Source organism: Bradyrhizobium tropiciagri (assembly GCF_018130505.1).
GTDB classification, from domain to species: Bacteria; Pseudomonadota; Alphaproteobacteria; order Rhizobiales; family Xanthobacteraceae; genus Bradyrhizobium; species Bradyrhizobium tropiciagri_B.
This window is the reverse complement of record NZ_JAFCKH010000012.1, coordinates 268,694-290,475: the sequence shown is the minus strand read 5'-3', so window position 1 is coordinate 290,475 and position 21,782 is coordinate 268,694. Positions and strand designations below refer to the sequence as shown.

Sequence of the window (21,782 nt, the reverse complement as noted above, 5' to 3'; positions counted from 1 at the left end):
GTCGGCTATGTCCCCGAACACCCGTCGGTCATGTCCCCGGGCTGAACACTTGACCGGGCGATCCAGTACGCCGCGGCTTATCGGCTCAATCACTGCTGCCTCTGGAATACTGGATCACCCGATCAAGCCGGGTGATGACACCGAACAAGTTGTTTGACAGGTGGATCGGATAGCAGCGTCGTCCTGGCCTTCGCCAGGACGACACCGAATGTGTGGCGCCGCCACCGCCCTAACCCGAGCGCCGGTTGCTGGTGTTCTGCGTCAGGTTGCCGTGCGCGGCCTGTTCGCGGATGTTGTGCTTTTCGTCGTCGCGATGGCCCTTGGTGGTGTCGAGGGGAACGGCGGGGGCGCTGCCGGGGCCCTTGTGGCTCTGGTTGTCGTCGGGAACGGGCTGGATGGTTGTTGTCTTTGGTTTCGTCATCAGTGTCTCCGTTACGCAAGGAGACAACGCCGTCCGCGCGGACGGCGTTCCGGAAACCGTTCTTCACAACTCGTCCCGCGCGATCACAGCTTTTCCTGCCGCGCGGGCGGCGCCGATTGCTGCTCGCGCGCATGTTCCTTGGCGCGATGGCGGCCGTAGAGGCAGCCGGCGGCAGCGCCGAGCATGCCGTGATGGCCGGCGTAATGACCGGCGACACCGCCGACGACGGCGCCCTTGATGCAGCCCTTGGCGTCGGCGGGCGACGCGGCCACAAGCGCGGCGACGGCAATGGTGGAAGCGAGCAGGATCGATTTCATGATGTGTCTCCGGGAAATATCCTTGCATCAACGGCGAGGCTGCCTCACCGGTTCCTGCCCTCACCTTTTTCGCAGTAAGGCTTCGCGCACGGCAAAGGCCGGCGCGGGCCGGACGAGAGCCGGCGCACTACGCCGCCGGCCCGGCCCCGGAGGAGTGCAAGGCTTGGCCGGTGCGGACGCCGGCTCTCGCCGCCGGTGGCGCGGCTTACTTCTGTCTGGCGACGACGTCGGCGATCTTGTGATCGGACGGATTCACGATCAGCAACTTGTCCTGCAGCATCGCGTAGCGATAGGGCCGGATCGCCGGGACATCACTGCGCGCTTGGCGCGGCAATGGATGGGTTGCCACGGCGGACGGAACGGCGGTGCCGATCGCGGGGTTGAAGCCCGCCGGCGCGGTCTCGTTCGACGCGTGGCGGCCGACGTCCTTCCAGATCGCCTTCTGCTGGGTCCCGGACAGCGACAGCGTATCGCTGGCGGCGGACATCTTGCCCATGTGGTTCGACATCCGGTTGTTCGACGTCATGTGGTTCGGCATCTCGTTGGCGCTCGCAGCCGTTACGCCCGACAGCGCCAGCAGCGCCGCGATCGCGAGCGGTATGGTGTTTTTCATGAAGGTCTCCTTGTCGCGGATGCGTCGCCCGTATCGGGTCAACCGGCCGCGCCGCGGCAGGTTTCATGAATTCGCGGACAGCAGCCCGCGCGCGCTTCACGACTGCTTCAATGTCCGGCCCTGGCCGATCACGCCGGCGAGACCGCCGCCGGGCTTCGCAAGCCCGATACCCCGGCAATGCACGCCCTGGTTGCTGAACCTATTGCCGCCTGATGCGTCGAACGTTGGGTTGATTGTGAAGCGGTTCGGTCCACAATGCAGGTGGGGCGGGTCGCAGCGAACGCGACGGAGCTGACATGGACGAGGATCTGAACCGGCAACGCGTGCTGAACTTCCTCGACGTCTACTATGCCGGCGGCATCGAGGGCGCGCTCGACCGCTGCAGCGACGACGTCACGTTCCTTGCCAATGCGCCGATCGACATCCTGCCCCATATGGGCCAGCACCGCGGCAAGGCGGCGCTGCGCCAGATGTGGAATACGATCCACGACCGCTACTCCGACATGCGCTACGAGGCGCCGATCGTGGTGGCGCAAGGCGAGCGGGTCGCGGCCCAGCTGCGGGTGTTCTTCCGCAAGCGCAAGAATGCGCGCGTGGTGCAGTTCGACGTCGCGGTGTTCTACACGCTGCGCGACGGCATGATCACCGAGATCCGCGAGATCATCGACACCTTCGACCTGGTCCAGCAGGTGCTGGAGCGCGACGTCGCCGCGGTGCTGACCGCCAAGGTTTGATGCGGAAAGGCACGAATCCGAAAGGCATGATCCGGAAAGGCCGCCATGCGCCGGGCGAATTCTGCACGCCGACGTTGAACCTCCGCAGGCCCGCACCGACCCATCACAGGGCTTGTTGCGGACATCGGGGCTGAACCATCATGAAAGTTGCGTTGCTGGCCTTGCTGGGCCTTGCCTTGGGCGCGCTCGGTGGCGCTGCGCTCGGCATCGGTGCCGGGCTCGGATGGATCGAGATCTTCAGGACCACGCATATCGACAGCGGCATGCTGGTGTTCTTCACTTTCATGCCGCTCGGCGCCGCAATCGGCGGCCTCGGCGGCGCACTGCTGTTCGCCGTCGTCGCCATCCGCGACACCGAGATCGCGATCGAGCGCCAGCCGGTGCGGCGCGATCGGTGAAGGCGCGCGATCGCCAGCAGTCGGCCTGAGGCGAGCACGCCATAATGTGAGGTGAGCACCGGCGCTCGGGCTCCCTCCCCCCTTGTGGGGACCTTGTGGGGGAGGGTTGGGGAGAGGGGTGGCCCCGGGCGAGATTCATCCTTGTGTGACAGCTCTCACAATTGAGTGGCGCGCCGTTAAAGGCGGGCGTTCGATAGAGTCCCCGTGGGGTACCCTTCACCCCAGCCCTCCCCCACAAGGGACCCACAAGGGGGGAGGGAGCCCGTCTGCTGGTGCGTCCCTTACGCGATCGCAGGCTCCGGCTCGCAAGGCATCGGTCACCGACAAAACCCCGCGCAATTGTGCATTGCAAAATTATCATTGGTATTTCGGCCTGCCCGCACTATTTCAGCCCGCAATAGCGATGTGCAGCACCCCTGCCCGGCGTCGATGCTGACGCCCAGGCGGCGGTTTGCTTTGAAAATCCAAGTTTCAGGACCGGTAGCGAATGACAGAGCATAGCCTCTGGCGTTTCTCGCGCGCATTGCTTCGCGCGATCAACGAACGCCAGCTTTCAGACATCGAGCCGTTGCTCGATGACGAGGTCGAATGGGCCATCTTTGGGCCGATCGACCTGTTCTCCTTCTTCGGCGCGCGCCGCGGCAAGGCCGCCGTGCTCGAGGTGATCAGGCAGATCGGCGAAAACGTGCGGGTGCACCGTTTCGACCGCGAGCAGATCATGCTGGGCACGGATTCGGCGGCCTCGATGCTGCGCTTCACGCTGACGGCGCTCGATTCCAACAAGCCGGTGTCGCTGCGCCTCGCGCATTTCGCGCAGTTCAGGGACGGCAGGCTGACCAGCTTCCGCGTGCTGGTCGACAGCTTCGACCTGGTCGAGCAGACCGTCGGCTATCCGATCCATCTGCCGCGCATCGCGGTCTGACGCACGTTCGCGTCTCACCCGTTCGTCATGTCCGGGCCCCTCCCTGTTCGCCATCCGCGGCGTGTTTTGCCAGCCCCGAGCGGGCCGCGGATCGCTGGAGCAGCCGGCGCGATTTGCACATCGCGCCCAGCCCGGACATGACGGCGTCTTGAGCGGCATTTTGCCGTCATGGCCCCGTTGCCACAATTTTGTACCAGCGGAACCGCATCATGCGGCTCTGGAATTGCGGGCTGGGAATGACCTCGACATCACGATTTGGCTGGGCAAGGCTGCCGGTGCTGGCGGCCGGCTTCAGCGTGGTTCTGGCGCTGTCGGCGGTCGCGCAGACGCCTCCCGCGGAGGACGACACGGACCAGGCCAGCGAGCCGGCGACCGAAGAGACGGCCGACCCGCCGCCGGCTGCGAACGCCAACGACGCCGACATCCTGAAGGACATCGACGAGAGCAAGCTCGACTGGAGCCAACTCGATACCGATTCCACCAGCCTGCCGACACTGGCGCCGCGCGGCTCCAAGCCGAGCAGCACCGCGAGCGCCGACCCGTCCTGGTCGACCAACCGCAACGCCAACGGCTCGTCGGCGGTGTCGGTCAAGCAGCAGGTCTCGCCATTCCTCGACACCCGGATCGGCGCCGACATGACGGTGGCGAAGCAAGGCACCCTGACGACATCCGAGCAATTGTCGGAACGGCTCGCCAATGGCGGCAGCCTGCCGGAGTCCGGCGGCTCGGCCTGGGCAGCGATCTCGGCACCCGGCGTGGCCTCGATCTGGGACAAGACCTCGGTCGAGGCCCGGGTCGATCCCGGCAGCGACCAGAGCAAAGTCGGCACCTCCCTGAGCAAGCAGATGCCGCTCTCGGACGACTACTCGCTGACCCTGCGGAACGGCTACAACCTCACCCAGCAGGGCGTGGTGCCGGTGCCCGGCATCGCCGGCCATCCCTCGCGCAGCTATGACACCGACCAGTCGGCGACCCTGTCGGTCAACGACAGCGGCACCAGCATCACCGCCGGGCAGACGCTGTCGACCGCCGACGACAGATGGCTGCGCCGGGTCGGCGCCGAGCAGAAGCTGTTCGACGGCGTCACCGTCTCGGGCTCGGTCGGGGAGACCGCCCAGGGCACGACCAGCAAGAGCATCAGCGCCGGCTACAAGCGCAGCTGGTGAACGGACTGTTAGGGCTGTCGCGGTAATGCTCAGGCATTGCCGCAACTTGGCCCAGATGCAGCCAGATTCAGGCAGGACTGATAGGGCCGGAAATCAGGTCATCAATTCGTCGTGCGGGGGACAGCCGCGCTTCGCCATGCGAAAAAGGGGAAAGCCGATGAACGCTACCAATCGTTCCGAAGAGGTTGAGGAACAGACCCCCGAGGTCGACGCCAACCTCGCTGCGGTCTCGGAAGTCGAGGCCGGAATCCGCGACTTCGTGCGCAACGACATCGCCTATCTGCGCCGGCCCGTGACCGCCACGGCGGAGCAGCCCGCCGCAGCCGCGCCGATGGCCGATGCCAACACCGACGCCACCGTCAACAACGTCAACTCGCTGATCCAGCGCGTGGCCGGCACCTCGCTGGCCGAGATCGAGAAGCTGATCGGCGAGCTCGAGAGCCTGCGCGACCTGCTGCATGCCGAAGGCCAGCGCGTCCAGCGCGAGATCTCCGGCTACGCCCAGCTCAGCCAGGCCGCGATGAAGTCGACGCGGATGATCGCCGACAACGTCTCGCAGTGGAAGCGCGCCGCCGACGGTCTGCGCAACAGCTGATCCATCCGTTCTGAACGACAAGCCGCCGCCTCTCCCGACCGGGAGGCGGCGGTTTTGTTTTGCCCGTAGCCCGGATGGAGCGCAGCGAAATCCTGGGCAGTGTCTGATGCGGCGGGATCGTCCCCGGATTTCGCTGCGCTCCATCCGGGCTACAGCAGACTGGCTTACCTCCCCGCGAGCGTGAGAAAGCGCAGGTGCTCAATCGCGCAGACAATCGCGCAGGGCCGGATTTGAACTTTAGACCCCCGGTCCGCGACCAAATCCGAACGGCTCTGTCGGGCGGCGGGGCTTTCTGGGGATCATTTCAATGCAGAGCGTTCGGCCGGACAACACCGATCCCATACCGCTGCGCAAGTCGCAGCAGGGTGTCGGTACGATCCTGATCCGGTTTATCGGCCTGTTGGCCGCGGCGACTGTGGTGCTGGTGCTGATCTGGAATCAATAGCTGCGGGAATTCCGGCGCGCGCTCGGGCGCGCCGATGATGATCGGACGCTGAACTAGCGATCGACGCTCGCGGTGGTCTCGAACGAATAATTACCGTCGGCAAAGCCCTTCACGACCATTCCGGTGGCCAGCATCACTACCAGCGTCACCGTTGCGAAGATAATGCCGACCAGTTTCAGCGCGCTGCGATCTGCCATGATCATCCCCTGAAGCACCTGCCCCTCCGACCATAAGTCAGGGACAAAGGTTCAAAATGCGTTAGCAAAAAAAGAGTTCCGTGCAATGCACAACTGCGCGGGCCTGCGGAAGTAACCCGCTAACCATGTCGTTCCTGCAACAGATCAGATGCGCGCGCGCAACATCAGGAACCAAAGCGCAATTGGGTCACGCTCCGGGATTCCGCCGCGGCACGAAGGCGGTGGCGAGGAATGAGAACGCCACATCGCCGCGCTGGTTGGTGCCGGTATTGCGCGCCTGCAGGATGCCCCATTCGGGACGGCTCGACGAGGTGCGCTTGGTCTCGACCTCACTGGTGAAGCTGAGCGTGTCGCCGGCCAGCACCGGGCGGATCCAGCGCAGTTCGCGGAAGCCCGGCGACGGGCCCCAGACCGCGACCGTCTCGCCGCGCGCGGCTTCTTCCGCCGAGCGCCGCTTTCCGTCGGCGACCAGCAGCTTCATGCAGACCGCGGCGACATGCCAGCCCGACGCGGCGAGCCCACCGAACAGCGAGTTGCGCCCTTCCTCCTCGGACAGATGGAAGCGCTGCGGATCGAACTGCGCGGCAAAGCGCTTGATGTCCTCCGCCGTGAAGGTGAACGAGCCGAAGGCGCGGCGATCGCCGATCTGGATGTCTTCGAAGAAGGCCATGTTACGCCTCCCCGTCGCGGCGGCTGACGATGATCGGCGACTCCATCTCGCATAGCACCTCGCCGCGCGCGTTGCGGATCGTGCCCTTGAAGGTCACGATGCCGGTCTCGGGGCGGCTCTTCGAGACGCGCGCCTCGACGACGTCGACATCCAGCGTCAGATCGTCACCCGGCCGCAGCGGCACCATCCAGCGCATCTCGTTGACCCCGGGCGAGCCGAGCGAGGCGGTGCGGCCGATGAAGCCGTCGAACAGCATCCGCATCATCAGCGAGCCGAGGTGCCAGCCCGAGCCCGACAGGCCCTTGAGCATGGATTTCTGCGCCGCCTCCTCGTCGAGATGCATCGGCTGCGGGTCGAATTCGGCGGCGAAGGCGAGGATCTCCTCGCGCGTGACATGGCGCGGTCCGAACGTTCCGAGGCGGCCGGGCTTGAAGTCTTCGAAGGTCAGCGTGGTCATGGAGGTGAGGATATGCCGGAAGGGAGCCTGATTGTGGCCGTTATTTGCGGCAATCACAACCATATCCGCCCGCATGGCTCGGCCCTGGCTTGGCCGGCGCCGGTTCGGGGCTGGCGCCTGGCCGGGCGGGACAGGGCGAGAGCATGATCCGGAAAAACGGGAACCGGTTTTCCGAAAGAGATCATGCTCAAAGAGATGAGATCATGGATGCGATTCGCCGGAATCGCATCCATGATCTCAAGGCGAATCATCGGCCTGCCGGGGAGACCATCGATGTTCGATTTCCAGGATTTGTTTCAGTGGGACCGCTTTATCACGCCCACGATCATCAAGACGTTCTACTGGCTGGTGATCGGCGTCATCGTGCTGTTCGGGATCTCAGGCATCCTGTCTGCGCTCTCGGCGATGGCGATCAGCCCGTTTATCGGCTTCATCCTGCTGCTGGCCTCGATCGCCAGCGTCGTCGTCGGCATCGTGTTCTCGCGCATCGTTGCCGAGTTCATCCTGATCGTCTTCCGCATCAATGAACATCTCGGTGCGATCCGCGATCAGAACGGCATGCGCTGAGACGCGCCGCCGCCTCGCTCCCTGAGCCCGGCGCCGCCGGGTGAAGCGGACGCGCGGTGGTTAATCCGTAGTAGCCCCCGCCATCAAATGCGACGGAAATCCCGGCCGGGATCTTAAAGCCGGCCGCGTATCAGCATCCCGGCTGAGCTATTAGGACTAGCGCGGGGGCGTCGTGATTTTGAGAAGTCGTTTGATTGCCGTGAAGCCGGGATTTGTCGCAGAACCGGGCTTCACGACCGAGGATATTTTGTGGGCTGTCGGCATCTGGTCGGTGATCCTGACCTTGGCGCCGGTGATCATCTTCTACCTGCTGATGGTGGCGTAAGCACCGCTTGCTCCGTCATTGCGAGCTACCCGGTACGGCGCGAAGCGCCGCCGGATGACCCGCTATGGCGAACACACAAAAAACGCGCGGGCCCCGCGCGTTCTTCAAGCTCGGACCAAGGCGGCGTGGTTACGCCGCCTGCTTGTGCATTGCGCCGGATGCCGATGCCGTGCCGCGGATCGCCTTGATCGATCGTTCGATCGCAGCCCACAGCCGCTGGATTTCGGCGGCGCCGCGGCCTTCCGCGTAGTATTCGCGGGCGCCCTCACCCTGGCCGAGCGCCATCAACAGATCGGCGCGGTTGGTGATCTGGCCGCTCCACACCGGGGCGCGGAATTTCGCCAGCGCCTCGCGGGCGATTGCGACGATGCGGCTTTCGGCGTTGTCGCGCTGCGCCGGCGCGCCGTTGATCACGACGGCGTAGGGCTTGCGCATCGAACGGCAGGTCTGAATGGTTTCCTGCACCGCGTTGACGTCGAACACGCCGGGCCGCGCCGGAATGATCACCATCGTCGCATTCTTGATCGCGTCGTCGACCACGGCCGACAGGTTCGGCGGCGTGTCGATGAACACCCACTCGATGCCGTCACGCTTGGCTTGAGCGATGATCCCGCTGACCGAGTTCACCGCGGTCTTGATCTGCGGTTCGTTGGTGCCGCGCAATTTGTGCCACAGCGTCAGCGAGCCCTGCGGATCGCCATCGATCAGCAGACAGGGCTTCGTTGCCTTGTGCACTTGCGCGGCGAGGTGAGCAGCCAGGGTACTTTTTCCCGAGCCCCCCTTACGCGAAGCGAAAACAATGACGTTCATACCTTGGCCTCCACATTGACCCCAGAAGCCAAAAATGAATCAGCACGCTGATTCGTGAAAGAAAAATTTCTTGCAATTCGCAAAGTGGCCAAGATTACCGGTGCGGTTTGGCTTTTGAGTCACACATTGCATATGACGCAACCGCAAATCGAAGCAGCTAACTGCTTGATTTGACTCACGGTGCGCGATTGGTGTCGCGCTTGCGCTGCTCGCGCTCGGTCCATTTGCGCTCGATCCAGCCGAGCATCTGCGCTGTGGGTTTCTGCAGAAACGGGACATCCTGTGCGAACAAAAGGAGTCCGAGCGGCAGCATCCAGAGTCCAAGCACCGGTAGGAAGCTGAAGATGCCGCCGAGGATCAGCAGGATCGCGAGCGGAATCCGCACATAGATCGACGACGGCCTGCGCAGCCACGCCACGAACCGCGCCGGGCCCCGCGGAAGCTTGGCTTCGAACCAGGCGAAGTGCCGATCGATTTCCAGTTTGTAGTATTCGCTCACGCGTCCCTCTCCATCCGTCCCGCACCTCGTGGAACGGATTTCCGTAAAGCACACAAGCGCCAAAGATGTTGCTGCGTGACAGCGTCACAACGCGTCAGTCTGTCGCGCATCGCGGCCTTGAAATCGCCGCTGCGCCGAACACCGCGCTCGCTACATGGACCGATGTCGTCAGTGCGGCGCCGGTTTCTGCTTCTTCGCCTTGTGCGACCGCGCCGGTTTGCGCTTGGCCGCGACCGGCCGGCTCGCGCGTCGCTCGGCCGCCTCGCGCGGCTCCGGCCCGGGCCGGAAGAACGCCTTGCAGGCCGGCGACAGCAGCGCCTTGTTCCTGATCATGCAGGCGGTAACCCGGTCGACATCGGGGATTTCGGAGTTGCACAGCCGGAACGCATCCGGTGTGCAGGCTTGCTGCTGCTCGGGCGTGTAGGCCTCGGACTTGCTCGGCAGCAGCGCGATGGCGAGTCCCATCGCTGACATCAACGCAAACGAAACTGTCCTCGAACCGGCGATCCCCATGCGCGTCCCCCAAGACAACGTTTTAAGACATGGCTTCCAGACATCGTTTGCAACGATTGTGGGTGATGGGACGGCCGAGCGCAAGCAGGCGAGATGACACGCCGGCCGGCGCCACCGCTGCGCCTGCTCCGACATCCGTCGATCGTGCGACAGGCCTGTGGCGTCAGGCCTGTTGCACTAGGGCTCCCGGGTGGCGACGACCAGCCGGCGAAGTTGTGTGATGTCGACGACCTTGCCCTCGAACGTCGAGATAACGGGCTCCGACGTCTCGCCGTCCGCCAGAAATCTCTCCACCGCGCGCAATCCGTCCGAAGCTGTCCGCGCGACGACGGTCAGCGATCCAACCTTGATGATAAAGGGCACCGGCTACTCCACCGTCCCTGGCGAAGTCAGCCATTCGCTGATCTGGCCACCGGCCTCGACGTGACGAGCCTTGCGCAACATGGCCTCGCGATCCGCACCGGGCGGCAAGGAGCCTGCCATCTCTCGGAGGCGCTTCGCCTCGCCGGCAAGGCGCTCTTCCAGCGATTGGACCTGCTTGAACCGTCGTCTCTTCTGCATTCGGGAGTCTCCAACTCCCTGCCCGGCGCGAACTATAGGTCGAGAAAAATATCGCGCAACCCATTGTTATTAAATGTGTATTTTGCTCACTACCCGTTTTTCCCAGATCTTGTGGAACTTTAGCGGAGTTAGCTAATTGAGTAATTCGCTAATTCATCTAATTCTTTGCGAGAAAGGCTATGCAGGATCTTCGCGCCGAGCGCCTTCAAATCATGCTGACCCCCGAAGAGCTTTCCCTGCTCGACGACTTCCGGTTCAAGCACCGGATGCCGACCCGGGCGGCAGCGGTCCGCGAGCTGCTCAAGCTGGGACTTGCCGGAACCCACACCAAGGCGGATGGCAGCCGCTCCAGCCACTATGGTCTTTTCGACCGCGGCCCCGACGGACATAAGCCGTCAGGCGACGACGGCAGCCAGGAGTCCATCTGAGCGAACTGCCGGAACCTTCACACAGGCGATCTCGTTGCTTGTCCGCACATCGGGGTGAGCATCCATGGACTTTGCCGAAGAGGCCGCGAGGCATCGGTACCAGGCAGAAGAGCTGCGTGCCAAAGCAGGCTTGATGTCGGATGCCGAAACGCGCGCGCTCTACATCAGGATGGCGGATGCCTATGAAGCCATGGCGCGCAACGAAGACAGGGTGAAGCGCGCATCGGATTGAGCGCGGCAGCAGCTCTCGACGTTCGGCCAGAGCCGGACGTTTCGGGCCGACGCCTGCAAGAAAGCCGGCATCGCTCGTCTTCAGGTCAACTCCGCTTCGACGCTCCGCTTTCGCACCGCGTCACGGCTTTACATACGACCAACCCGCCTCCTGCAGCTCCATGACGCGCACGACGCCGGACTTGACGAGCTTGGCCTGCGAAATCATCGGAATGTCCTTGCTTTCAGCCTTGCTCATGTTCTCGCGCGTATTGCCGCAGGCTTCGAACGAGATCGACGGCGTGCTTAGCGAAATCGTCTCGATCCTCGCCTTGACCGGCGATGTGTCGTCACGCAGCATATGCAGGCCGGGACCGTAAGCGACGATGTCGATCTCCACCTTCTCGCCGATGTCCTTGTAATGCTGCGCGACGTTGGTTGCGTTGTTGAGCGCAAGGTTCATCATCGCAGGATCGTTGGCATTCACCTGCAGGATCAGGCGATGCGACTTTGCGGCGGCAGGACGCTTCGATTGCGCCGCGGCCATTTGCTTCTTTGCCGGCGCCGCCGCCGGGCGGGTCGTCTGCTGTGCGACCGCTGAAGGCGGCGCCATGACGAGCAGCGCGATGAGCCCGGCGATCACTCTGACGGCATTTCCAAGCTTGATCATGACGCACCTCCCTTGAGTTCGACCACACTCAGTTACGTGGCTTCGCTGCGGCTTGTGGCCATTTGCACGCCGCGGCGAGCCGCTCTCGAACGCCCTTCAACCCGCCGAGCAAGAAACGCCCTTCCTGGGCGCTGCCAGTTCGGGCCGCAAGACGGATGGCAATCTCCCCCTCTTCAGGAAGCGACTGCAGCAAACGCACGACGTCGCCCGTGAACGCCACGCCCGTCCCGGACGAGGGCGAGGCTCCAGCAAGCGTCACCGGCGGATTGTCATTGATGCGATAGGAAACGGCGTAAGCCTCCTTGCTGCGCTCGAAGACCGGTCCGGCGACGACCAGCTCCGTGCGGCCGGAGTGGCAATGGATCGACAGATGCATCGACGCGCCACTCGAGCCGTCGCGTGAAAAGGTCGTGGCTGTGACAATCGGCTTGTAATCGACGGGCGACGTGGTCTCACCGACGGTCCAATTGTCGTTCCGCGGGGCCGGGCGAGCCGGCGCACCAGGCGCCGGATCGGTCGCGCCTTGCGCGAGAGCAAGTCCGCTGAACGCTTGCAATGCGATGAGCAAGGCAATTGCCCTCATCGCGATGCGCGTGCAGTGCGCGCCTGCCGATCCAGCCATTCCTGTGCCGGCCCAAAACGCTCGAGTCCGGGAACCGTCGCGGCGAGATTGATCGACTGCCATTTCGGGTCGAAGCCCGGCGCCTGAAGCTTGTCGATACGGGAAAACAGCACATCAACCAGGCGAGCGACGCGCTGATAGCGGTTGCTCGCCGCCGGCCAGTTGAACGCAACCAGAGCGGTCGGCACCGCAATCGTCGGCACCTGTTCGCCCTGCTTGATCAGGCCGGGGTACTCGCGTGCTTCCAGCACCGCGGGAAGATAGTAATCCTCGAATTTGCTTTCGTATTTTACCGGGAGGAACTTGAAGCCGGGGTCCCATTTGCCGCGCACGAACGCGTCAACCGGCTTGGACGTGATGAACACGACAGCCGCGATCTCGCCTTTGCGCATCTGCTCCAGCGCGACCTGGTGCGGAATGAAGGTTTTCTCAGCTTCGATGCCGAGACGGCTGAAGATCAGCGGCCCCGAATAAGCGGCAGCCGTGCCCTGGGTGTTGAAATTCACTTTCTTTCCGGCGAGATCATTCAGGCTCTGGATCTCGGGCCGAACGAAGATATGCAGCTCGGAGGGGAAGAGATTGAGCAGGTAGGTGATCCGGCGCTGAATCTGCGGCACCTGAATCTTGTACTCTTCGAGCGCGTCGGAATTGATGATCGCGACATCGACCCCGCGCAGGTAGAGCAGCGAATTCAGGTTCTCCGTCGCACCTCGGGTAACGATCGGAAGAACATGCAGGTTGGGCCCGTCGTCGACGACACGGGCCATCTCCGCCGCGAGCCGAAGCGGCGCGCCCTCGATCAGCCCACCGGCGAGACCGACCGTCCAGGCGTTCATCTGCTCCCTTTTTTCCTTTTCGACGGGAGAGCGCTGCAGCGCCTGGCGGGCGCCCTGCGTTTGCGCCTGCACTGCGGCAGGGTGAACAGCCAGAATGACCGTCGCCGTCACGGCGAGGAATAAACGCGATCTAAGGGTCATATTCATCGATGAACTCCCTGCGAATAAGCTTCAGTCCGTAGGCGCTGGCCACGACCGTGGCCCCATGCGCGAATATCGGACGTCAATCTCTCATTGATCCAACTTGTCCAATCGATCCTTCGCATCCGAAATTCCGCCGGCCTGCGCCTTTGCATAGAACTCGCGCGCCTTCGTCGAATCGCCGCGCGTTCCATACGTTCCCCATGTGGAGAGGACGCCGGGATCATAGGTCTCCGCGAGCGTGAAGTTCGCCAGTGCGCTGCCGGTCTCGGCAGCACGCTGGAGCACTGTCCGCGCCGCGCCGATATTTCCCTGACCGAGCAGCGTGCGGGCGCGCGAGATCAGCCGCGTTGCCTCGGAACTCTCTTGCGCCGCCCCGGCCGCCGGCTGCACTGTCGCCGCGGCGTCAGTCGCTTGGACTGTTGCTTGTGTTGTCCTGGGCGTGCTGCTCGCCGTGGTTTCCTGGGGCGTGCGCAACTCGGCCGCGCGCCGCCGGGACTCGATGTCCCTCGCCATCGCCTCGGCCCGGTCGCGCTCCTGCTGCAGGGATTGTCGCAGCTCGGTCATCGAGCTCTCCGTGGTGCGCTTGAGCTGCAGCGTATCTTCGCTCGCCTTGCGCAATTGCGCCGCCTGCTCCCCGTTTTCGCGCCGCGCCGCGACGAGTTCGTCCGCCAACCCGGCACTGCGAGCGCGTTCTTCCTCGAGCGCCTGACGATGCTGTTCCGTGGTTGCGGCCAGTTCTCGTCGCGCGACCGCGGCCTCCCGCGCGAGCTCCGCCGTCTTCTGCCGCTCCTGATCGAGCGATTGTACGCTGGTCGCAGCCTCCGCCTGTCTGAGCTGCTTCGCCTCCTCGCTCGTCTTGCGCAGTTGCGCCGCCTGCGTCTCGTTCTCGCTCTGCGCCGCGGCGAGAGCGCTCGCCAATGCGGCACTGTGTGCGCGTTCCTCATCGAGCGCCTGACGATGTTTTTCCGTGGTTGCGGCCAGCTCTCGTCGCGCGGCCGCGGCCTCCTGCGCGAGTTCGGCCGTTTTCTGCCGCTCCTGGTCGAGCGATTGTACGCTGTTCGCGGCCTCTGCCTGCTTGAGCTGCTTGGCCTCCTCGCTCGTCTTGCGCAGTTGCGCCGCCTGCGTCTCGTTTTCGCTCTGCGCCGCGGCAAGGGCGCTCGCCAATGCGGCACTGTGCGCGCGTTCCGCATCGAGCGCCTGACGCTGTTCCGCCGTGCTCGTGGTCAGCGCTTGCCGCGCGGCCTCGGCCTGTGCAAGAGCATCGGCTTTCTGCCGCTCCTGTTTCTGCACTAGTGCGCCGTTCGCGACCTCTGCCTGCTTGAGCTGCTCGGCGTCCTCGTTCGCCTTGCGCAACTGCGCCGCCTTCGCCTCGTTGTCACGCTGCGCCGTGGCGAGCGCACTCGCCAGCTCGGCACTGCGCGCGCGCTCCTCCTCGAGCGCCTGGTTATGTCTGGCCGTGCTGGCGGTCAGCGCTTGACGCGCGGCGGCGGCCTCCTGCACCAGGGCGTCCGCTTTCTGTCGCTCCTGGTCGGACGATTGTGGATCGCTTGCCGGCTTAGTCCGACGCAACTGCTCCACTTCCTCACTCGTCTTGCGCAGTTGCGCCGCCTGGATCTCGTTGTCGCGCTGTGCCGTGGCGAGCGTGCTGGCCAGCGCCGCACCGTGCGCGCGTTCCTCGTCGAGCGCCTGATCTTGGGCGGCCGCGCTTGCGCTCAGTGCATGCCGCGCCGCCGCAGCTTCCTGCGTGAGGGCAGCCGTTTTCTGCTGTTCCTTGTCGAGCAATTGAGCGCTGTTCGCAGCCGCCTGCCTGAGCTGGTCGATCTCCCCGCTGGTCTTGCGCAACTGTGCCGCCTGCGCCTCGCCGTCGCGCTTCGCGGTGGCGAGTTCGTTCGCCAACGCGGCACTGTGCGCGCGTTCCTCGTCGAGCGCCTGACGTTGCCCTGCCGTGTCCGCGGTCAGCTGTTGTCGCGCTGCTGCGGCTTCCTGCGCCAGCGCGGCCGTCTTCTGCTGCTGCTTTTCCAGCAATTGCGCGCTCTTCGCGGCTTCCGCCTTCAGCTGCGCATCGAGCCCCTCAATGGTCTTCCGGGCCTCGGCCAGCTCGTTCACCAGAGCCGTTCGAGACAGCTCCTGCTCCGGAGATTGCCGCGCCTGCGACGCGGATGGCTCCGCGGTCTGCCCGGCCTGCCCAGCCGCCTGCGTTCCCGCCTGCACCGTGGCGCTGGCTCCGGGCTGCTGCTGAAGCACCGACGTCTCGGTCGTCCGCGAACTGTCGTTCGACAACAAGGCCACTTCGCCGGCATCGACATAGATTCGCATGAACGCCGATGCGAAGACCGCCATGGCGAGCAGAACGGCCACAAGCAGCCGCGCGCCCAGCGACCACCGTCTTGGCGGAGGGGGATCGCTCGATTGGTCGACCTCTTCCGGAAGATCTTCATCTTCATTGCGCGGCATCACCCGCCAATGCGTCGGCCTGATCTGGCTTGGCGTACCGCTTTCGGTGACCCACTGATCGACCTGGTCCGACCAGTAAGCAACGTTACTGGCCCCCGTCTGATCATGCTCAAGGATAATGAGGGTCCCATCCCTCGGCGCAGTCTCGATCGCGTGGCGCATAGCAAGGACGCCTGTTTCGACGATGTAATTGGGCTATTCCTGCTCCCACCCGCACCGCACGCTATTCCGCAGAGCACAGGCCCTCAATACTCCTTCGGGGGTACTGAGTTTGTGCCTGGACAGAACAGGAAGCCGGGAAATGACTTCCATGTCCGGCCCGTCGTCGCCGCTCCGACTGGATCGCCGAACCAGCGGCATAGCGCGAAATCGCGCCCGGCTTCACCTGATCAAAATTGCCAGTTAGCCGGGACCCAGACGTAGCCAGTATCCGTCTTGAGCATTCGGCCAATGCCTGGGAACGGATAATGAAAGCCCAGGACCGGGATCCGGTCCGCTGCCGCCATGTCGAATATCCGCCGACGTGACGAGAGTGCAGTATCCTTGTCTCGGTCCGGCCCTGGCACCCACGCATGGTCGATATTGACGACCGGATGATAGGCAAGATCGGCCGTCAACAGCAGTTGATCGTTGCCAGATTCAACGAGAAAATTCGCCATCCCTGGAGTATGGCCCGCCGCGGACAGGGTCTTCAGTCCAGGAATGATCTCGGCGCCGGCCGCGTAGAGTTCGATCCCGCTCGTGACAGGCTCGACGCTCCGCTTGATCGCCGCGGCAAAGTTACGGCGGAAATCCTCGGGAACTGGCATGTAGGAAAGGTCGGGATCGTTCCGAACGAAGAAGTCCCAGTCGGCTCGGGGCGCAAAGACAGTCGCGCGAGGAAACGCCTTGCCGCCATCGGCGGTCCGCAAATTGCCGACATGATCCGGGTGCGTGTGCGACACCACCACGACGTCGACATCCTCGGGACGCAAACCGATAGCGGCAAGATTCTCGAACACGCGACCGCCCAGCGGTCCCATCGTCTGTCCGGCTCCGGCTTCGATCAGAACCCTGCGACCGTTAGCCTCGATGAGCAGCGTGTTGAGATTCAGCGTCAGGCGGTCGGTCGGCAGGAACGCGCGCCGCAGTGCTTCCCGCAATTCAACCTCGGACGCATCGCTGGCATAGACCTGCGGAGGTCCGCCGATCAGCCCGTCGCTCAAGACGGTTGCCGCGATCTCACCGACACGAAAACGATAGTAGCCGGCATTTCTTGGCCGAACAGACCTTGGCGCCTCAGGTGTCGTTTGCGAGTGAACGATACTCGTGGGCAGAAAGAGCGCCGAGGCGCCGGTCGCTGCCGTCAGCATGATCTTGCGTCGATTGAGTGTGATTTCGTTCATGATGACGTTCCGATGCCTCGCGCCCACGCCTTCACAATCGCTAAAACCATAGCGTTCAGTCGCCATCCGTCGCATTGCGGGGTTGTAAGCAACGGCAAAGTTAAAGGTGACACGCATTCGGCGCGCGGATAAGCTAATCAAAATAGATCAGTTTATTAAGCCAAGCTTTGCAATGGCCGCGCCTCGATTAGATAGCTTGGAGATTTTTGAGGACGTCGTCCGTCACGGCGGCTTCCGCGCCGCGGCCGCTAGCCGGGGCGTATCTTCCTCGGCAATCAGCCAGTCCATCAGCGTGCTGGAGGAGGCGCTCGGCATCCGCCTCCTGAACAGAACGACACGCAGCGTGGCACCAACTGAAGCAGGCCAGCGGCTCCTGGAGCGCCTGAAGCCCGCCCTCCACGATATCAGAACGGCTATCGACGATCTCAACCAGCTTCGCGAACGCCCCTCAGGCACATTGCGGATCAATGCGCCGGGGCCTGCGGTGGATCATATCCTGTGCCCCCTGGCGCTGCGATTTCTAGGCGCGTATCCGGACGTCAATATCGAGATCATCAGCGACGCCGCTATTATTGATATCGTCGAACAGGGCTTCGACGCCGGCGTTCGTTTCGGGAACGAGCTCGCGCAGGATATGATAGCCGTACCGTTGGGACCTGCCCTACGATACGCGATCGTGGCGTCGCCCGGTTATCTCCTCAAGAGCGGTCAGATAAAGCAGCCACACGACCTCATCGCTCATGACTGCATTCGCCGCCGTTTTCCCGGCGGGAGCATGGTGGTGTGGAAGTTCAAGAAAGGCGACGAGGAACTGGAAATCAACCCCAAGGGACGATTGACGCTCAGTTCTGCGCATCAAGAACTCCAGGCGGCCCTGGCGGGATCCGGAATCGCCCACGTCTTCGAAGACTACGTCCGCGAGCCTATCAAGCAAGGTATGCTCGTCGAACTGCTGCCCGACTGGAAAGAGAAATTGCCGAGCTGGTATTTGTATTATCCGAGCCGGCGGCACACGAGTGCGGCCATGCGCGCGTTCCTCGAATATATTCGCGAATACGAATGGCCTTAGTCGCTTCGGCAACTGCCTCCCACGCAAGAAATAGTGTTCGACGCCCACGGCAGGACAGGTCATGGAGCGGTCTCAGCGATCCGCGCCCGGACAGCCCTGTCCTCAATGTTCAACTGGGCGAACCACCGTCAGCCCGCGGAGGCCGTCGGCTCCGCGATCTTGTTCTGCGCGAGCATGGCTTCGCACCGCGCGAGATTTTCCAGTAGGCGCTGGCTGGTCAAGACAAGGAAGTAATAGCCGAACTGCGGGTTCTGGAAATAGATCTCGAGCAGCTTTTCATAAGTGATGGTCAGAACGTGGCCATCCTCGATGCACTCGATCGTCGCGGTCCGACGGTTGTCGGGTGTGAGGAAACCGAGTTCGCCCATCAGGCGGCCCGGCGGAACATCAACGTCGATTTCGACGACCCGGAATCTGCCGGTAACTGTCAGCAACATTTCGTTGGCTGCGTCACCCTTCTTCATCAGGATATCGCCCTTGCGATACTTGCGCTGGGTCATGAACGGCTTGAGCCACTCCATCGACGTGTCGCCCTGTGTTGCGGCGCGCGCCTTCTTCACCAGAGCGAGCATTTGACGAAGGCGGTAGGCGTTGATGGGAACCATCAGGAGATAAAGAAGAAATGTTGTGACGGCTCCAGTGAGCGCACCGAAGATGGCGAAGAATATGCAACCGATCATGTTGGCGACCCGGAGCGGCACCATGGTGTGCGTCAGCAGGGTGGCGACAAAGAAGATCGCGCCGACCAGGGCGAACATGTTTGCCAGGGTGATGTTGTGCAGGAAGATTTCCAGAAGGCGGCTGAAGATGTCGTCCCACGTCACGTTGTTGGGATCGAGACCCATCTGAACCAGAATCTTCGCGAACCTGAGGTTGTCGGTTGCTGCATCGAGAATGCGATCCAGCATCCTGGACACGTCTGCGCTGAGCATCATTTGGTTACGCCAAGGTGTTGTGTAAATTAATTACCAGTAGCGGCTATTCCGGATGAATCCACTGCGCTCGTCAAGTCGAACGAAAGACTCGGCGAACGCCGAAATAGAGCAGGAAGCGGGAGTCGGCGGCTGCGGACGTTGCGGGATAGGATTTGAGCCTATGACCTTCAGGTCACGAGCCTGATGATTGCTGAGAGAGCTATTCAACACGCTGGCCTGCGCGCCAGCCCATTTCCCAGAAGTCTGCCTCGAGTCGGGTGGCTTCCTTGAAGATCGCAATCAGCTCCGCTTCGCGAGCCGGCGTAGCGTAGAGATCGGCGAGATGTTCAATGTGCGCCCGCGCTTTTGCCGCGACCTCCTGGTACGGCGCGCCGGCGTACTCGGCGATCCAAACGCGGTAGGAGTTGGTCGCTGCGTCCGCGTCGGGTCGCGAGGCTAGCCGCGTTGCGATCTCCGCGTACCCGATCACGCAGGGGGCAAGCGCCACCTTGAGCGCCAGGAGATCGCCGCGCATTCCTGCGTCGAGCACGTAGCGTGTATATGCCAGCATTTCGGCCGCCGGAGGGGCTTGTTCAAGATCGCTCAGGGATAAGCCCCAACCGGCACAGAGCTTCACATGCAGATTCATCTCGACATCAAGGATGGCCGAAAGGCCGGCCGCTGCTTCGCGCATGTCGGCAAGTTTGGGCGACTTGTAGACTGAGAGCGCGTAAGCGCGAGCAAACTCGATGAGGAACAGGTAGTCCTGAACGAGGTAGTGACGAAACGCCGCTTCGGGAAGCGAGCCGTCTGCCAATCCGTTCGTGAAGGGATGCTCGGTGTAGGCCCGCCACTCAGCGGATGCTTCTGTCTTTAGACGCTCGAAGAAACTCACGATGCTTTTCGCCTGGCTTGCTTTTCCATGAACGTCTTTGGCTCGCTACGGATAGCGCATCGCGAATCCGGTCGACGCTGACCTTGGCAGGCCGCCGCGATCAGCCGGTTCAACGGCGCAGGGAATTCGCTTGCCCGTCGGTCGCCGGGACTGACTTGCGCTCCCACGTTATCACGCGAATCGCGCCAGGACTCGGGAGCAATTTCATCAGGTCGAGTGACGTCGCGACGGCACTGGAGCCTGCGACCTCGTCGTTGCGAATATCTGCTTTCAGAACCAGGAACGCGTTTCCATCGCCTTGGTAGCTACATGGTAGCTAACGGTGGTCGGCTTCGCGTGAAGAGTTGCGTAAGTTATTGATTTCGGTGGTACAGTTGGGTGGGCTCGAACCACCGACCTCCTGTTCCACAGACAGGCGCTCTAACCAACTGAGCTACAACTGCATCCTGGCGCGCGGCCCCGGTAAAGCGGGGGCGGCGATTTCGGCGGAAACTAGGTGCAACGCCGGTTTTTGGCAAGGCCGTAACGCAGGCTATTTGCACCTTGTGGGCACGCCATCGGCGGCCATTTCAAAGCAAAAGGCCCGGACCGCGGCCCGGGCCTTCGCTGATGGTCTTGCAGGCGCGCGATCAGGCGGCCGGCTTGTAGAACTTCGAGGCGCTGGCCTTGATCGGCTCGGCGGCTTCGCTCACGACCTTCTGGCCGAGCTCGGCCAGTTCCTTGGCCTGCGCGGTGTAGGTCTCGAACTGCTTGCGGGTGTGCTGGGTCCACAGCTCCGCCGCCTCGGTCGGCGACTTCACGCCGAACAGCTCCTGGGCGAAGTCGAGCGAGGAGGTGGTGTTGGCCTTGAAGAACTCGATCAGCTTGGCCGAGTACTCGCTCGAGCCCTTGCTCAGCGAGGTGAAGACGGCCTCGACGGTCGAGTTGTGGGTCTCGGCAGCGTCCTTGAACTTGGCGTAGCTGTCGCGGGCCTGCGAGACGCCCTTTTCGGCGAACGCACGCATCTGCTCGGGAACTTCAAACGGAATGATCGAAGCGGAAAACGGATCGGACGGGTTGGTCATGACGTGCATCCTTCGCAACGGGTGAATAGAAGTGACCCCTCACGACGCCCGGGACCTGAAAGACCGGGACGCTGGACGTGGATCACGCTGCCTTGGTTCACGGGAATGCCCTTGGTCGGGCATTGACTAGTAAACACCCATATCATGTCAATTTTGTGCAACGCAACGTAAGATCGCGTGCATTGCCGCAACTTTTGGCCGAACCGGTGGCGGGGCTCCGGTTCGGCCACGGATTGGCCAGTGGCGGTTCCCGGTCAGTTCCCGGTTAGTTCTAGGCTCTGGTCAGCTTTTGGGCTTCACCGCGTCCATCGCCGCGCGGCTGACGACCTGGCCCATTTCGCTGGCCTGCTCGGCGAGCGCGCGCATCTGGCCCTGCACATATTCGCTGTGCAGCCGCATGATATCGCTCAGATCCTTGGCCTTGAGCAGCGACTGGGCGTAGTCCAGCGAGGACTGCACGTTCTTTTCGGCATAGGCGATCGCCTTCGCCGAGATGTCCCTGGCGCCGGCCCGCACCGAGGCATTGCGCTCCTCGATCCGGCCCGCAGCGGCCTGCGCATTGCTGACGAACTGCTCGAACGCTTTCCGCGCCTGTTCGAAATTTGCCTCCGCCATCGACCGCATCTCCTTGGGGATTTCGAATTGGTCACGCCCTGTGTTGCTCATGGTCGCGCTCCTTGATCGTTTCCCTGGTTGTTGAGCTCGCCGATCGGCCGTCGGTCCGCGCCAAACCCTACCGCGAAGACGCATCGCCGGCGTGACGCGGCGCCCGCCGGACCGGTGCTGCGGCGGCACTTCCGACAACGCAGCACCCCGGTGGATCGTTCAGCCAAGTTAACGTTATCCCGCCTTAGGCGTGCGCAGGCCGGCCCGGCCCGTGG

At 63.2% G+C, this 21,782-nt stretch carries 31 protein-coding genes and 1 tRNA gene; 11 read left to right on the top strand and 21 right to left on the bottom strand.

Going from position 1 to position 21,782, the window contains the following annotated elements; translation table 11 throughout:
* Positions 1–229: 229 nt before the first annotated feature.
* From JQ633_RS28900 to JQ633_RS28890, 3 genes are all read right to left on the bottom strand, one after another.
* Positions 230–421, bottom strand: coding sequence for a hypothetical protein (locus JQ633_RS28900; RefSeq protein WP_225713358.1), 192 nt, complete (start codon positions 419–421; stop codon positions 230–232).
* 83 nt (positions 422–504) lie between these two features.
* Positions 505–738, bottom strand: a complete 234-nt coding sequence (locus JQ633_RS28895) for a hypothetical protein (RefSeq protein WP_211988525.1) — start codon at positions 736–738, stop codon at positions 505–507.
* Between the two features lie 205 nt (positions 739–943).
* Positions 944–1,351 carry a DUF1236 domain-containing protein gene (locus JQ633_RS28890; RefSeq protein ID WP_211988523.1) on the bottom strand — a complete coding sequence of 136 codons (408 nt, stop codon included), beginning with the start codon at positions 1,349–1,351 and terminating at the stop codon, positions 944–946.
* Between the two features lie 296 nt (positions 1,352–1,647).
* Between JQ633_RS28890 and JQ633_RS28885 the strand changes: the two genes are divergently transcribed.
* From JQ633_RS28885 to JQ633_RS28860, 6 genes are all read left to right on the top strand, one after another.
* Positions 1,648–2,085 carry a nuclear transport factor 2 family protein gene (locus JQ633_RS28885; protein WP_211988520.1) on the top strand — a complete coding sequence of 146 codons (438 nt, stop codon included), beginning with the start codon at positions 1,648–1,650 and terminating at the stop codon, positions 2,083–2,085.
* Between the two features lie 140 nt (positions 2,086–2,225).
* Positions 2,226–2,483, top strand: a complete 258-nt coding sequence (locus JQ633_RS28880; protein ID WP_211988518.1) for a hypothetical protein — start codon at positions 2,226–2,228, stop codon at positions 2,481–2,483.
* Between the two features lie 487 nt (positions 2,484–2,970).
* Entirely contained in the window at positions 2,971–3,405 is a 435-nt protein-coding gene (locus JQ633_RS28875; protein ID WP_211988517.1) for a nuclear transport factor 2 family protein, read from the top strand.
* A gap of 236 nt (positions 3,406–3,641) precedes the next feature.
* Complete coding sequence (locus JQ633_RS28870; protein ID WP_211988549.1) at positions 3,642–4,571, top strand: hypothetical protein; 930 nt, start codon at positions 3,642–3,644, stop codon at positions 4,569–4,571.
* Between the two features lie 157 nt (positions 4,572–4,728).
* Complete coding sequence (locus JQ633_RS28865; protein ID WP_211988516.1) at positions 4,729–5,166, top strand: hypothetical protein; 438 nt, start codon at positions 4,729–4,731, stop codon at positions 5,164–5,166.
* A gap of 307 nt (positions 5,167–5,473) precedes the next feature.
* Positions 5,474–5,611, top strand: a complete 138-nt coding sequence (locus tag JQ633_RS28860; protein WP_211988515.1) for a hypothetical protein — start codon at positions 5,474–5,476, stop codon at positions 5,609–5,611.
* A 53-nt stretch (positions 5,612–5,664) separates the two neighbouring features.
* Here the strand turns inward: JQ633_RS28860 and JQ633_RS28855 are convergent, their stop codons facing one another.
* From JQ633_RS28855 to JQ633_RS28845, 3 genes are all read right to left on the bottom strand, one after another.
* Positions 5,665–5,808, bottom strand: coding sequence for a hypothetical protein (locus JQ633_RS28855; protein WP_211988513.1), 144 nt, complete (start codon positions 5,806–5,808; stop codon positions 5,665–5,667).
* Between the two features lie 187 nt (positions 5,809–5,995).
* A complete protein-coding gene (locus JQ633_RS28850) occupies positions 5,996–6,478 on the bottom strand; it encodes a MaoC family dehydratase (RefSeq protein ID WP_211988511.1) in 483 nt (160 codons plus the stop codon).
* Position 6,479: 1 nt separating this feature from the next.
* Positions 6,480–6,935 (bottom strand): MaoC family dehydratase, encoded by a 456-nt coding sequence (locus JQ633_RS28845; protein ID WP_211988509.1) that lies wholly within the window; start codon positions 6,933–6,935, stop codon positions 6,480–6,482.
* 273 nt (positions 6,936–7,208) lie between these two features.
* Between JQ633_RS28845 and JQ633_RS28840 the strand changes: the two genes are divergently transcribed.
* Both JQ633_RS28840 and JQ633_RS35465 read left to right on the top strand, forming a co-directional pair.
* Positions 7,209–7,502 (top strand): DUF4282 domain-containing protein, encoded by a 294-nt coding sequence (locus JQ633_RS28840; RefSeq protein WP_211988506.1) that lies wholly within the window; start codon positions 7,209–7,211, stop codon positions 7,500–7,502.
* 190 nt (positions 7,503–7,692) lie between these two features.
* Positions 7,693–7,827 carry a hypothetical protein gene (locus tag JQ633_RS35465; RefSeq protein ID WP_283812838.1) on the top strand — a complete coding sequence of 45 codons (135 nt, stop codon included), beginning with the start codon at positions 7,693–7,695 and terminating at the stop codon, positions 7,825–7,827.
* Between the two features lie 129 nt (positions 7,828–7,956).
* On the opposite strand, the gene JQ633_RS28835 is transcribed toward JQ633_RS35465, so the two are convergent.
* The 5 genes from JQ633_RS28835 to JQ633_RS28815 all read right to left on the bottom strand — a co-directional run bounded on the left by JQ633_RS28835 (position 7,957) and on the right by JQ633_RS28815 (position 10,210).
* On the bottom strand, positions 7,957–8,637 hold the full coding sequence (locus JQ633_RS28835) for a ParA family protein (RefSeq protein ID WP_211988504.1): 681 nt from the start codon (positions 8,635–8,637) through the stop codon (positions 7,957–7,959).
* A 175-nt stretch (positions 8,638–8,812) separates the two neighbouring features.
* The gene (locus tag JQ633_RS28830; RefSeq protein ID WP_211988502.1) at positions 8,813–9,136 is read right to left on the bottom strand and encodes a hypothetical protein; all 324 of its coding nucleotides are present in this window, start codon (positions 9,134–9,136) and stop codon (positions 8,813–8,815) included.
* A gap of 168 nt (positions 9,137–9,304) precedes the next feature.
* Complete coding sequence (locus JQ633_RS28825) at positions 9,305–9,601, bottom strand: hypothetical protein (protein WP_211988500.1); 297 nt, start codon at positions 9,599–9,601, stop codon at positions 9,305–9,307.
* A 225-nt stretch (positions 9,602–9,826) separates the two neighbouring features.
* Positions 9,827–10,012 (bottom strand): hypothetical protein, encoded by a 186-nt coding sequence (locus JQ633_RS28820; RefSeq protein ID WP_211988498.1) that lies wholly within the window; start codon positions 10,010–10,012, stop codon positions 9,827–9,829.
* 3 nt (positions 10,013–10,015) lie between these two features.
* Entirely contained in the window at positions 10,016–10,210 is a 195-nt protein-coding gene (locus tag JQ633_RS28815; protein ID WP_211988494.1) for a hypothetical protein, read from the bottom strand.
* Positions 10,211–10,389: 179 nt separating this feature from the next.
* Between JQ633_RS28815 and JQ633_RS28810 the strand changes: the two genes are divergently transcribed.
* Together JQ633_RS28810 and JQ633_RS28805 are read left to right on the top strand one after the other, a co-directional pair.
* On the top strand, positions 10,390–10,638 hold the full coding sequence (locus JQ633_RS28810; protein WP_211988493.1) for a hypothetical protein: 249 nt from the start codon (positions 10,390–10,392) through the stop codon (positions 10,636–10,638).
* Between the two features lie 64 nt (positions 10,639–10,702).
* Positions 10,703–10,870, top strand: a complete 168-nt coding sequence (locus tag JQ633_RS28805; protein WP_211988492.1) for a hypothetical protein — start codon at positions 10,703–10,705, stop codon at positions 10,868–10,870.
* A gap of 120 nt (positions 10,871–10,990) precedes the next feature.
* On the opposite strand, the gene JQ633_RS28800 is transcribed toward JQ633_RS28805, so the two are convergent.
* The 5 genes from JQ633_RS28800 to JQ633_RS28780 form a co-directional block, all read right to left on the bottom strand.
* Positions 10,991–11,518, bottom strand: a complete 528-nt coding sequence (locus tag JQ633_RS28800; protein WP_211988491.1) for a hypothetical protein — start codon at positions 11,516–11,518, stop codon at positions 10,991–10,993.
* 28 nt (positions 11,519–11,546) lie between these two features.
* Positions 11,547–12,086, bottom strand: coding sequence for a hypothetical protein (locus JQ633_RS28795; RefSeq protein ID WP_249159709.1), 540 nt, complete (start codon positions 12,084–12,086; stop codon positions 11,547–11,549).
* Positions 12,087–12,097: 11 nt separating this feature from the next.
* Entirely contained in the window at positions 12,098–13,123 is a 1,026-nt protein-coding gene (locus JQ633_RS28790) for a TAXI family TRAP transporter solute-binding subunit (RefSeq protein ID WP_211988489.1), read from the bottom strand.
* Positions 13,124–13,207: 84 nt separating this feature from the next.
* Positions 13,208–15,736 carry a hypothetical protein gene (locus tag JQ633_RS28785; RefSeq protein ID WP_211988488.1) on the bottom strand — a complete coding sequence of 843 codons (2,529 nt, stop codon included), beginning with the start codon at positions 15,734–15,736 and terminating at the stop codon, positions 13,208–13,210.
* A 227-nt stretch (positions 15,737–15,963) separates the two neighbouring features.
* Positions 15,964–16,959 carry an MBL fold metallo-hydrolase gene (locus JQ633_RS28780; RefSeq protein WP_433995704.1) on the bottom strand — a complete coding sequence of 332 codons (996 nt, stop codon included), beginning with the start codon at positions 16,957–16,959 and terminating at the stop codon, positions 15,964–15,966.
* A gap of 106 nt (positions 16,960–17,065) precedes the next feature.
* On the opposite strand from JQ633_RS28780, the gene JQ633_RS28775 reads away from it, so the two are divergent.
* The gene (locus JQ633_RS28775) at positions 17,066–18,028 is read left to right on the top strand and encodes a LysR family transcriptional regulator (protein WP_433995703.1); all 963 of its coding nucleotides are present in this window, start codon (positions 17,066–17,068) and stop codon (positions 18,026–18,028) included.
* A 128-nt stretch (positions 18,029–18,156) separates the two neighbouring features.
* Here JQ633_RS28775 and JQ633_RS28770 read toward each other — a convergent pair whose 3' ends face one another.
* The 5 genes from JQ633_RS28770 to JQ633_RS28750 all read right to left on the bottom strand — a co-directional run bounded on the left by JQ633_RS28770 (position 18,157) and on the right by JQ633_RS28750 (position 21,567).
* Positions 18,157–18,963 (bottom strand): Crp/Fnr family transcriptional regulator, encoded by an 807-nt coding sequence (locus JQ633_RS28770; protein ID WP_211988486.1) that lies wholly within the window; start codon positions 18,961–18,963, stop codon positions 18,157–18,159.
* A gap of 199 nt (positions 18,964–19,162) precedes the next feature.
* Positions 19,163–19,837: a thiaminase II gene (gene tenA, locus JQ633_RS28765; protein WP_211988485.1), complete on the bottom strand. Its 675-nt coding sequence runs from the start codon at positions 19,835–19,837 to the stop codon at positions 19,163–19,165.
* Positions 19,838–20,203: 366 nt separating this feature from the next.
* Positions 20,204–20,280, bottom strand: a tRNA-His gene (locus JQ633_RS28760).
* A gap of 186 nt (positions 20,281–20,466) precedes the next feature.
* Positions 20,467–20,901, bottom strand: coding sequence for a phasin (locus JQ633_RS28755; protein WP_211988479.1), 435 nt, complete (start codon positions 20,899–20,901; stop codon positions 20,467–20,469).
* Between the two features lie 282 nt (positions 20,902–21,183).
* Positions 21,184–21,567 (bottom strand): phasin family protein, encoded by a 384-nt coding sequence (locus tag JQ633_RS28750; RefSeq protein WP_211988477.1) that lies wholly within the window; start codon positions 21,565–21,567, stop codon positions 21,184–21,186.
* Positions 21,568–21,782 lie beyond the last annotated feature (215 nt).

Excerpts from the sequence above, each read along its gene's own strand:
- JQ633_RS28815 (WP_211988494.1), bottom strand. The coding sequence starts at position 10,210 with ATGCAGAAGAGACGACGGTTCAAGCAGGTCCAATCGCTGGAAGAGCGC.
- JQ633_RS28750 (WP_211988477.1), bottom strand. The coding sequence starts at position 21,567 with ATGAGCAACACAGGGCGTGACCAATTCGAAATCCCCAAGGAGATGCGG.
- JQ633_RS28825 (WP_211988500.1), bottom strand. The coding sequence starts at position 9,601 with ATGGGACTCGCCATCGCGCTGCTGCCGAGCAAGTCCGAGGCCTACACG.
- JQ633_RS28840 (WP_211988506.1), top strand. The coding sequence starts at position 7,209 with ATGTTCGATTTCCAGGATTTGTTTCAGTGGGACCGCTTTATCACGCCC.
- JQ633_RS28785 (WP_211988488.1), bottom strand. The coding sequence starts at position 15,736 with ATGCGCCACGCGATCGAGACTGCGCCGAGGGATGGGACCCTCATTATC.
- JQ633_RS28800 (WP_211988491.1), bottom strand. The coding sequence starts at position 11,518 with ATGATCAAGCTTGGAAATGCCGTCAGAGTGATCGCCGGGCTCATCGCG.
- JQ633_RS28885 (WP_211988520.1), top strand. The coding sequence starts at position 1,648 with ATGGACGAGGATCTGAACCGGCAACGCGTGCTGAACTTCCTCGACGTC.
- JQ633_RS28810 (WP_211988493.1), top strand. The coding sequence starts at position 10,390 with ATGCAGGATCTTCGCGCCGAGCGCCTTCAAATCATGCTGACCCCCGAA.
- JQ633_RS28835 (WP_211988504.1), bottom strand. The coding sequence starts at position 8,637 with ATGAACGTCATTGTTTTCGCTTCGCGTAAGGGGGGCTCGGGAAAAAGT.
- JQ633_RS28845 (WP_211988509.1), bottom strand. The coding sequence starts at position 6,935 with ATGACCACGCTGACCTTCGAAGACTTCAAGCCCGGCCGCCTCGGAACG.
- JQ633_RS28805 (WP_211988492.1), top strand. The coding sequence starts at position 10,703 with ATGGACTTTGCCGAAGAGGCCGCGAGGCATCGGTACCAGGCAGAAGAG.
- JQ633_RS28895 (WP_211988525.1), bottom strand. The coding sequence starts at position 738 with ATGAAATCGATCCTGCTCGCTTCCACCATTGCCGTCGCCGCGCTTGTG.
- JQ633_RS28865 (WP_211988516.1), top strand. The coding sequence starts at position 4,729 with ATGAACGCTACCAATCGTTCCGAAGAGGTTGAGGAACAGACCCCCGAG.
- JQ633_RS28790 (WP_211988489.1), bottom strand. The coding sequence starts at position 13,123 with ATGAATATGACCCTTAGATCGCGTTTATTCCTCGCCGTGACGGCGACG.
- JQ633_RS28900 (WP_225713358.1), bottom strand. The coding sequence starts at position 421 with ATGACGAAACCAAAGACAACAACCATCCAGCCCGTTCCCGACGACAAC.
- JQ633_RS28850 (WP_211988511.1), bottom strand. The coding sequence starts at position 6,478 with ATGGCCTTCTTCGAAGACATCCAGATCGGCGATCGCCGCGCCTTCGGC.
- JQ633_RS28860 (WP_211988515.1), top strand. The coding sequence starts at position 5,474 with ATGCAGAGCGTTCGGCCGGACAACACCGATCCCATACCGCTGCGCAAG.
- JQ633_RS28880 (WP_211988518.1), top strand. The coding sequence starts at position 2,226 with ATGAAAGTTGCGTTGCTGGCCTTGCTGGGCCTTGCCTTGGGCGCGCTC.
- JQ633_RS28770 (WP_211988486.1), bottom strand. The coding sequence starts at position 18,963 with ATGATGCTCAGCGCAGACGTGTCCAGGATGCTGGATCGCATTCTCGAT.
- JQ633_RS28855 (WP_211988513.1), bottom strand. The coding sequence starts at position 5,808 with ATGGCAGATCGCAGCGCGCTGAAACTGGTCGGCATTATCTTCGCAACG.
- JQ633_RS28875 (WP_211988517.1), top strand. The coding sequence starts at position 2,971 with ATGACAGAGCATAGCCTCTGGCGTTTCTCGCGCGCATTGCTTCGCGCG.
- JQ633_RS28755 (WP_211988479.1), bottom strand. The coding sequence starts at position 20,901 with ATGACCAACCCGTCCGATCCGTTTTCCGCTTCGATCATTCCGTTTGAA.
- JQ633_RS28870 (WP_211988549.1), top strand. The coding sequence starts at position 3,642 with ATGACCTCGACATCACGATTTGGCTGGGCAAGGCTGCCGGTGCTGGCG.
- JQ633_RS28890 (WP_211988523.1), bottom strand. The coding sequence starts at position 1,351 with ATGAAAAACACCATACCGCTCGCGATCGCGGCGCTGCTGGCGCTGTCG.
- JQ633_RS28780 (WP_433995704.1), bottom strand. The coding sequence starts at position 16,959 with ATGAACGAAATCACACTCAATCGACGCAAGATCATGCTGACGGCAGCG.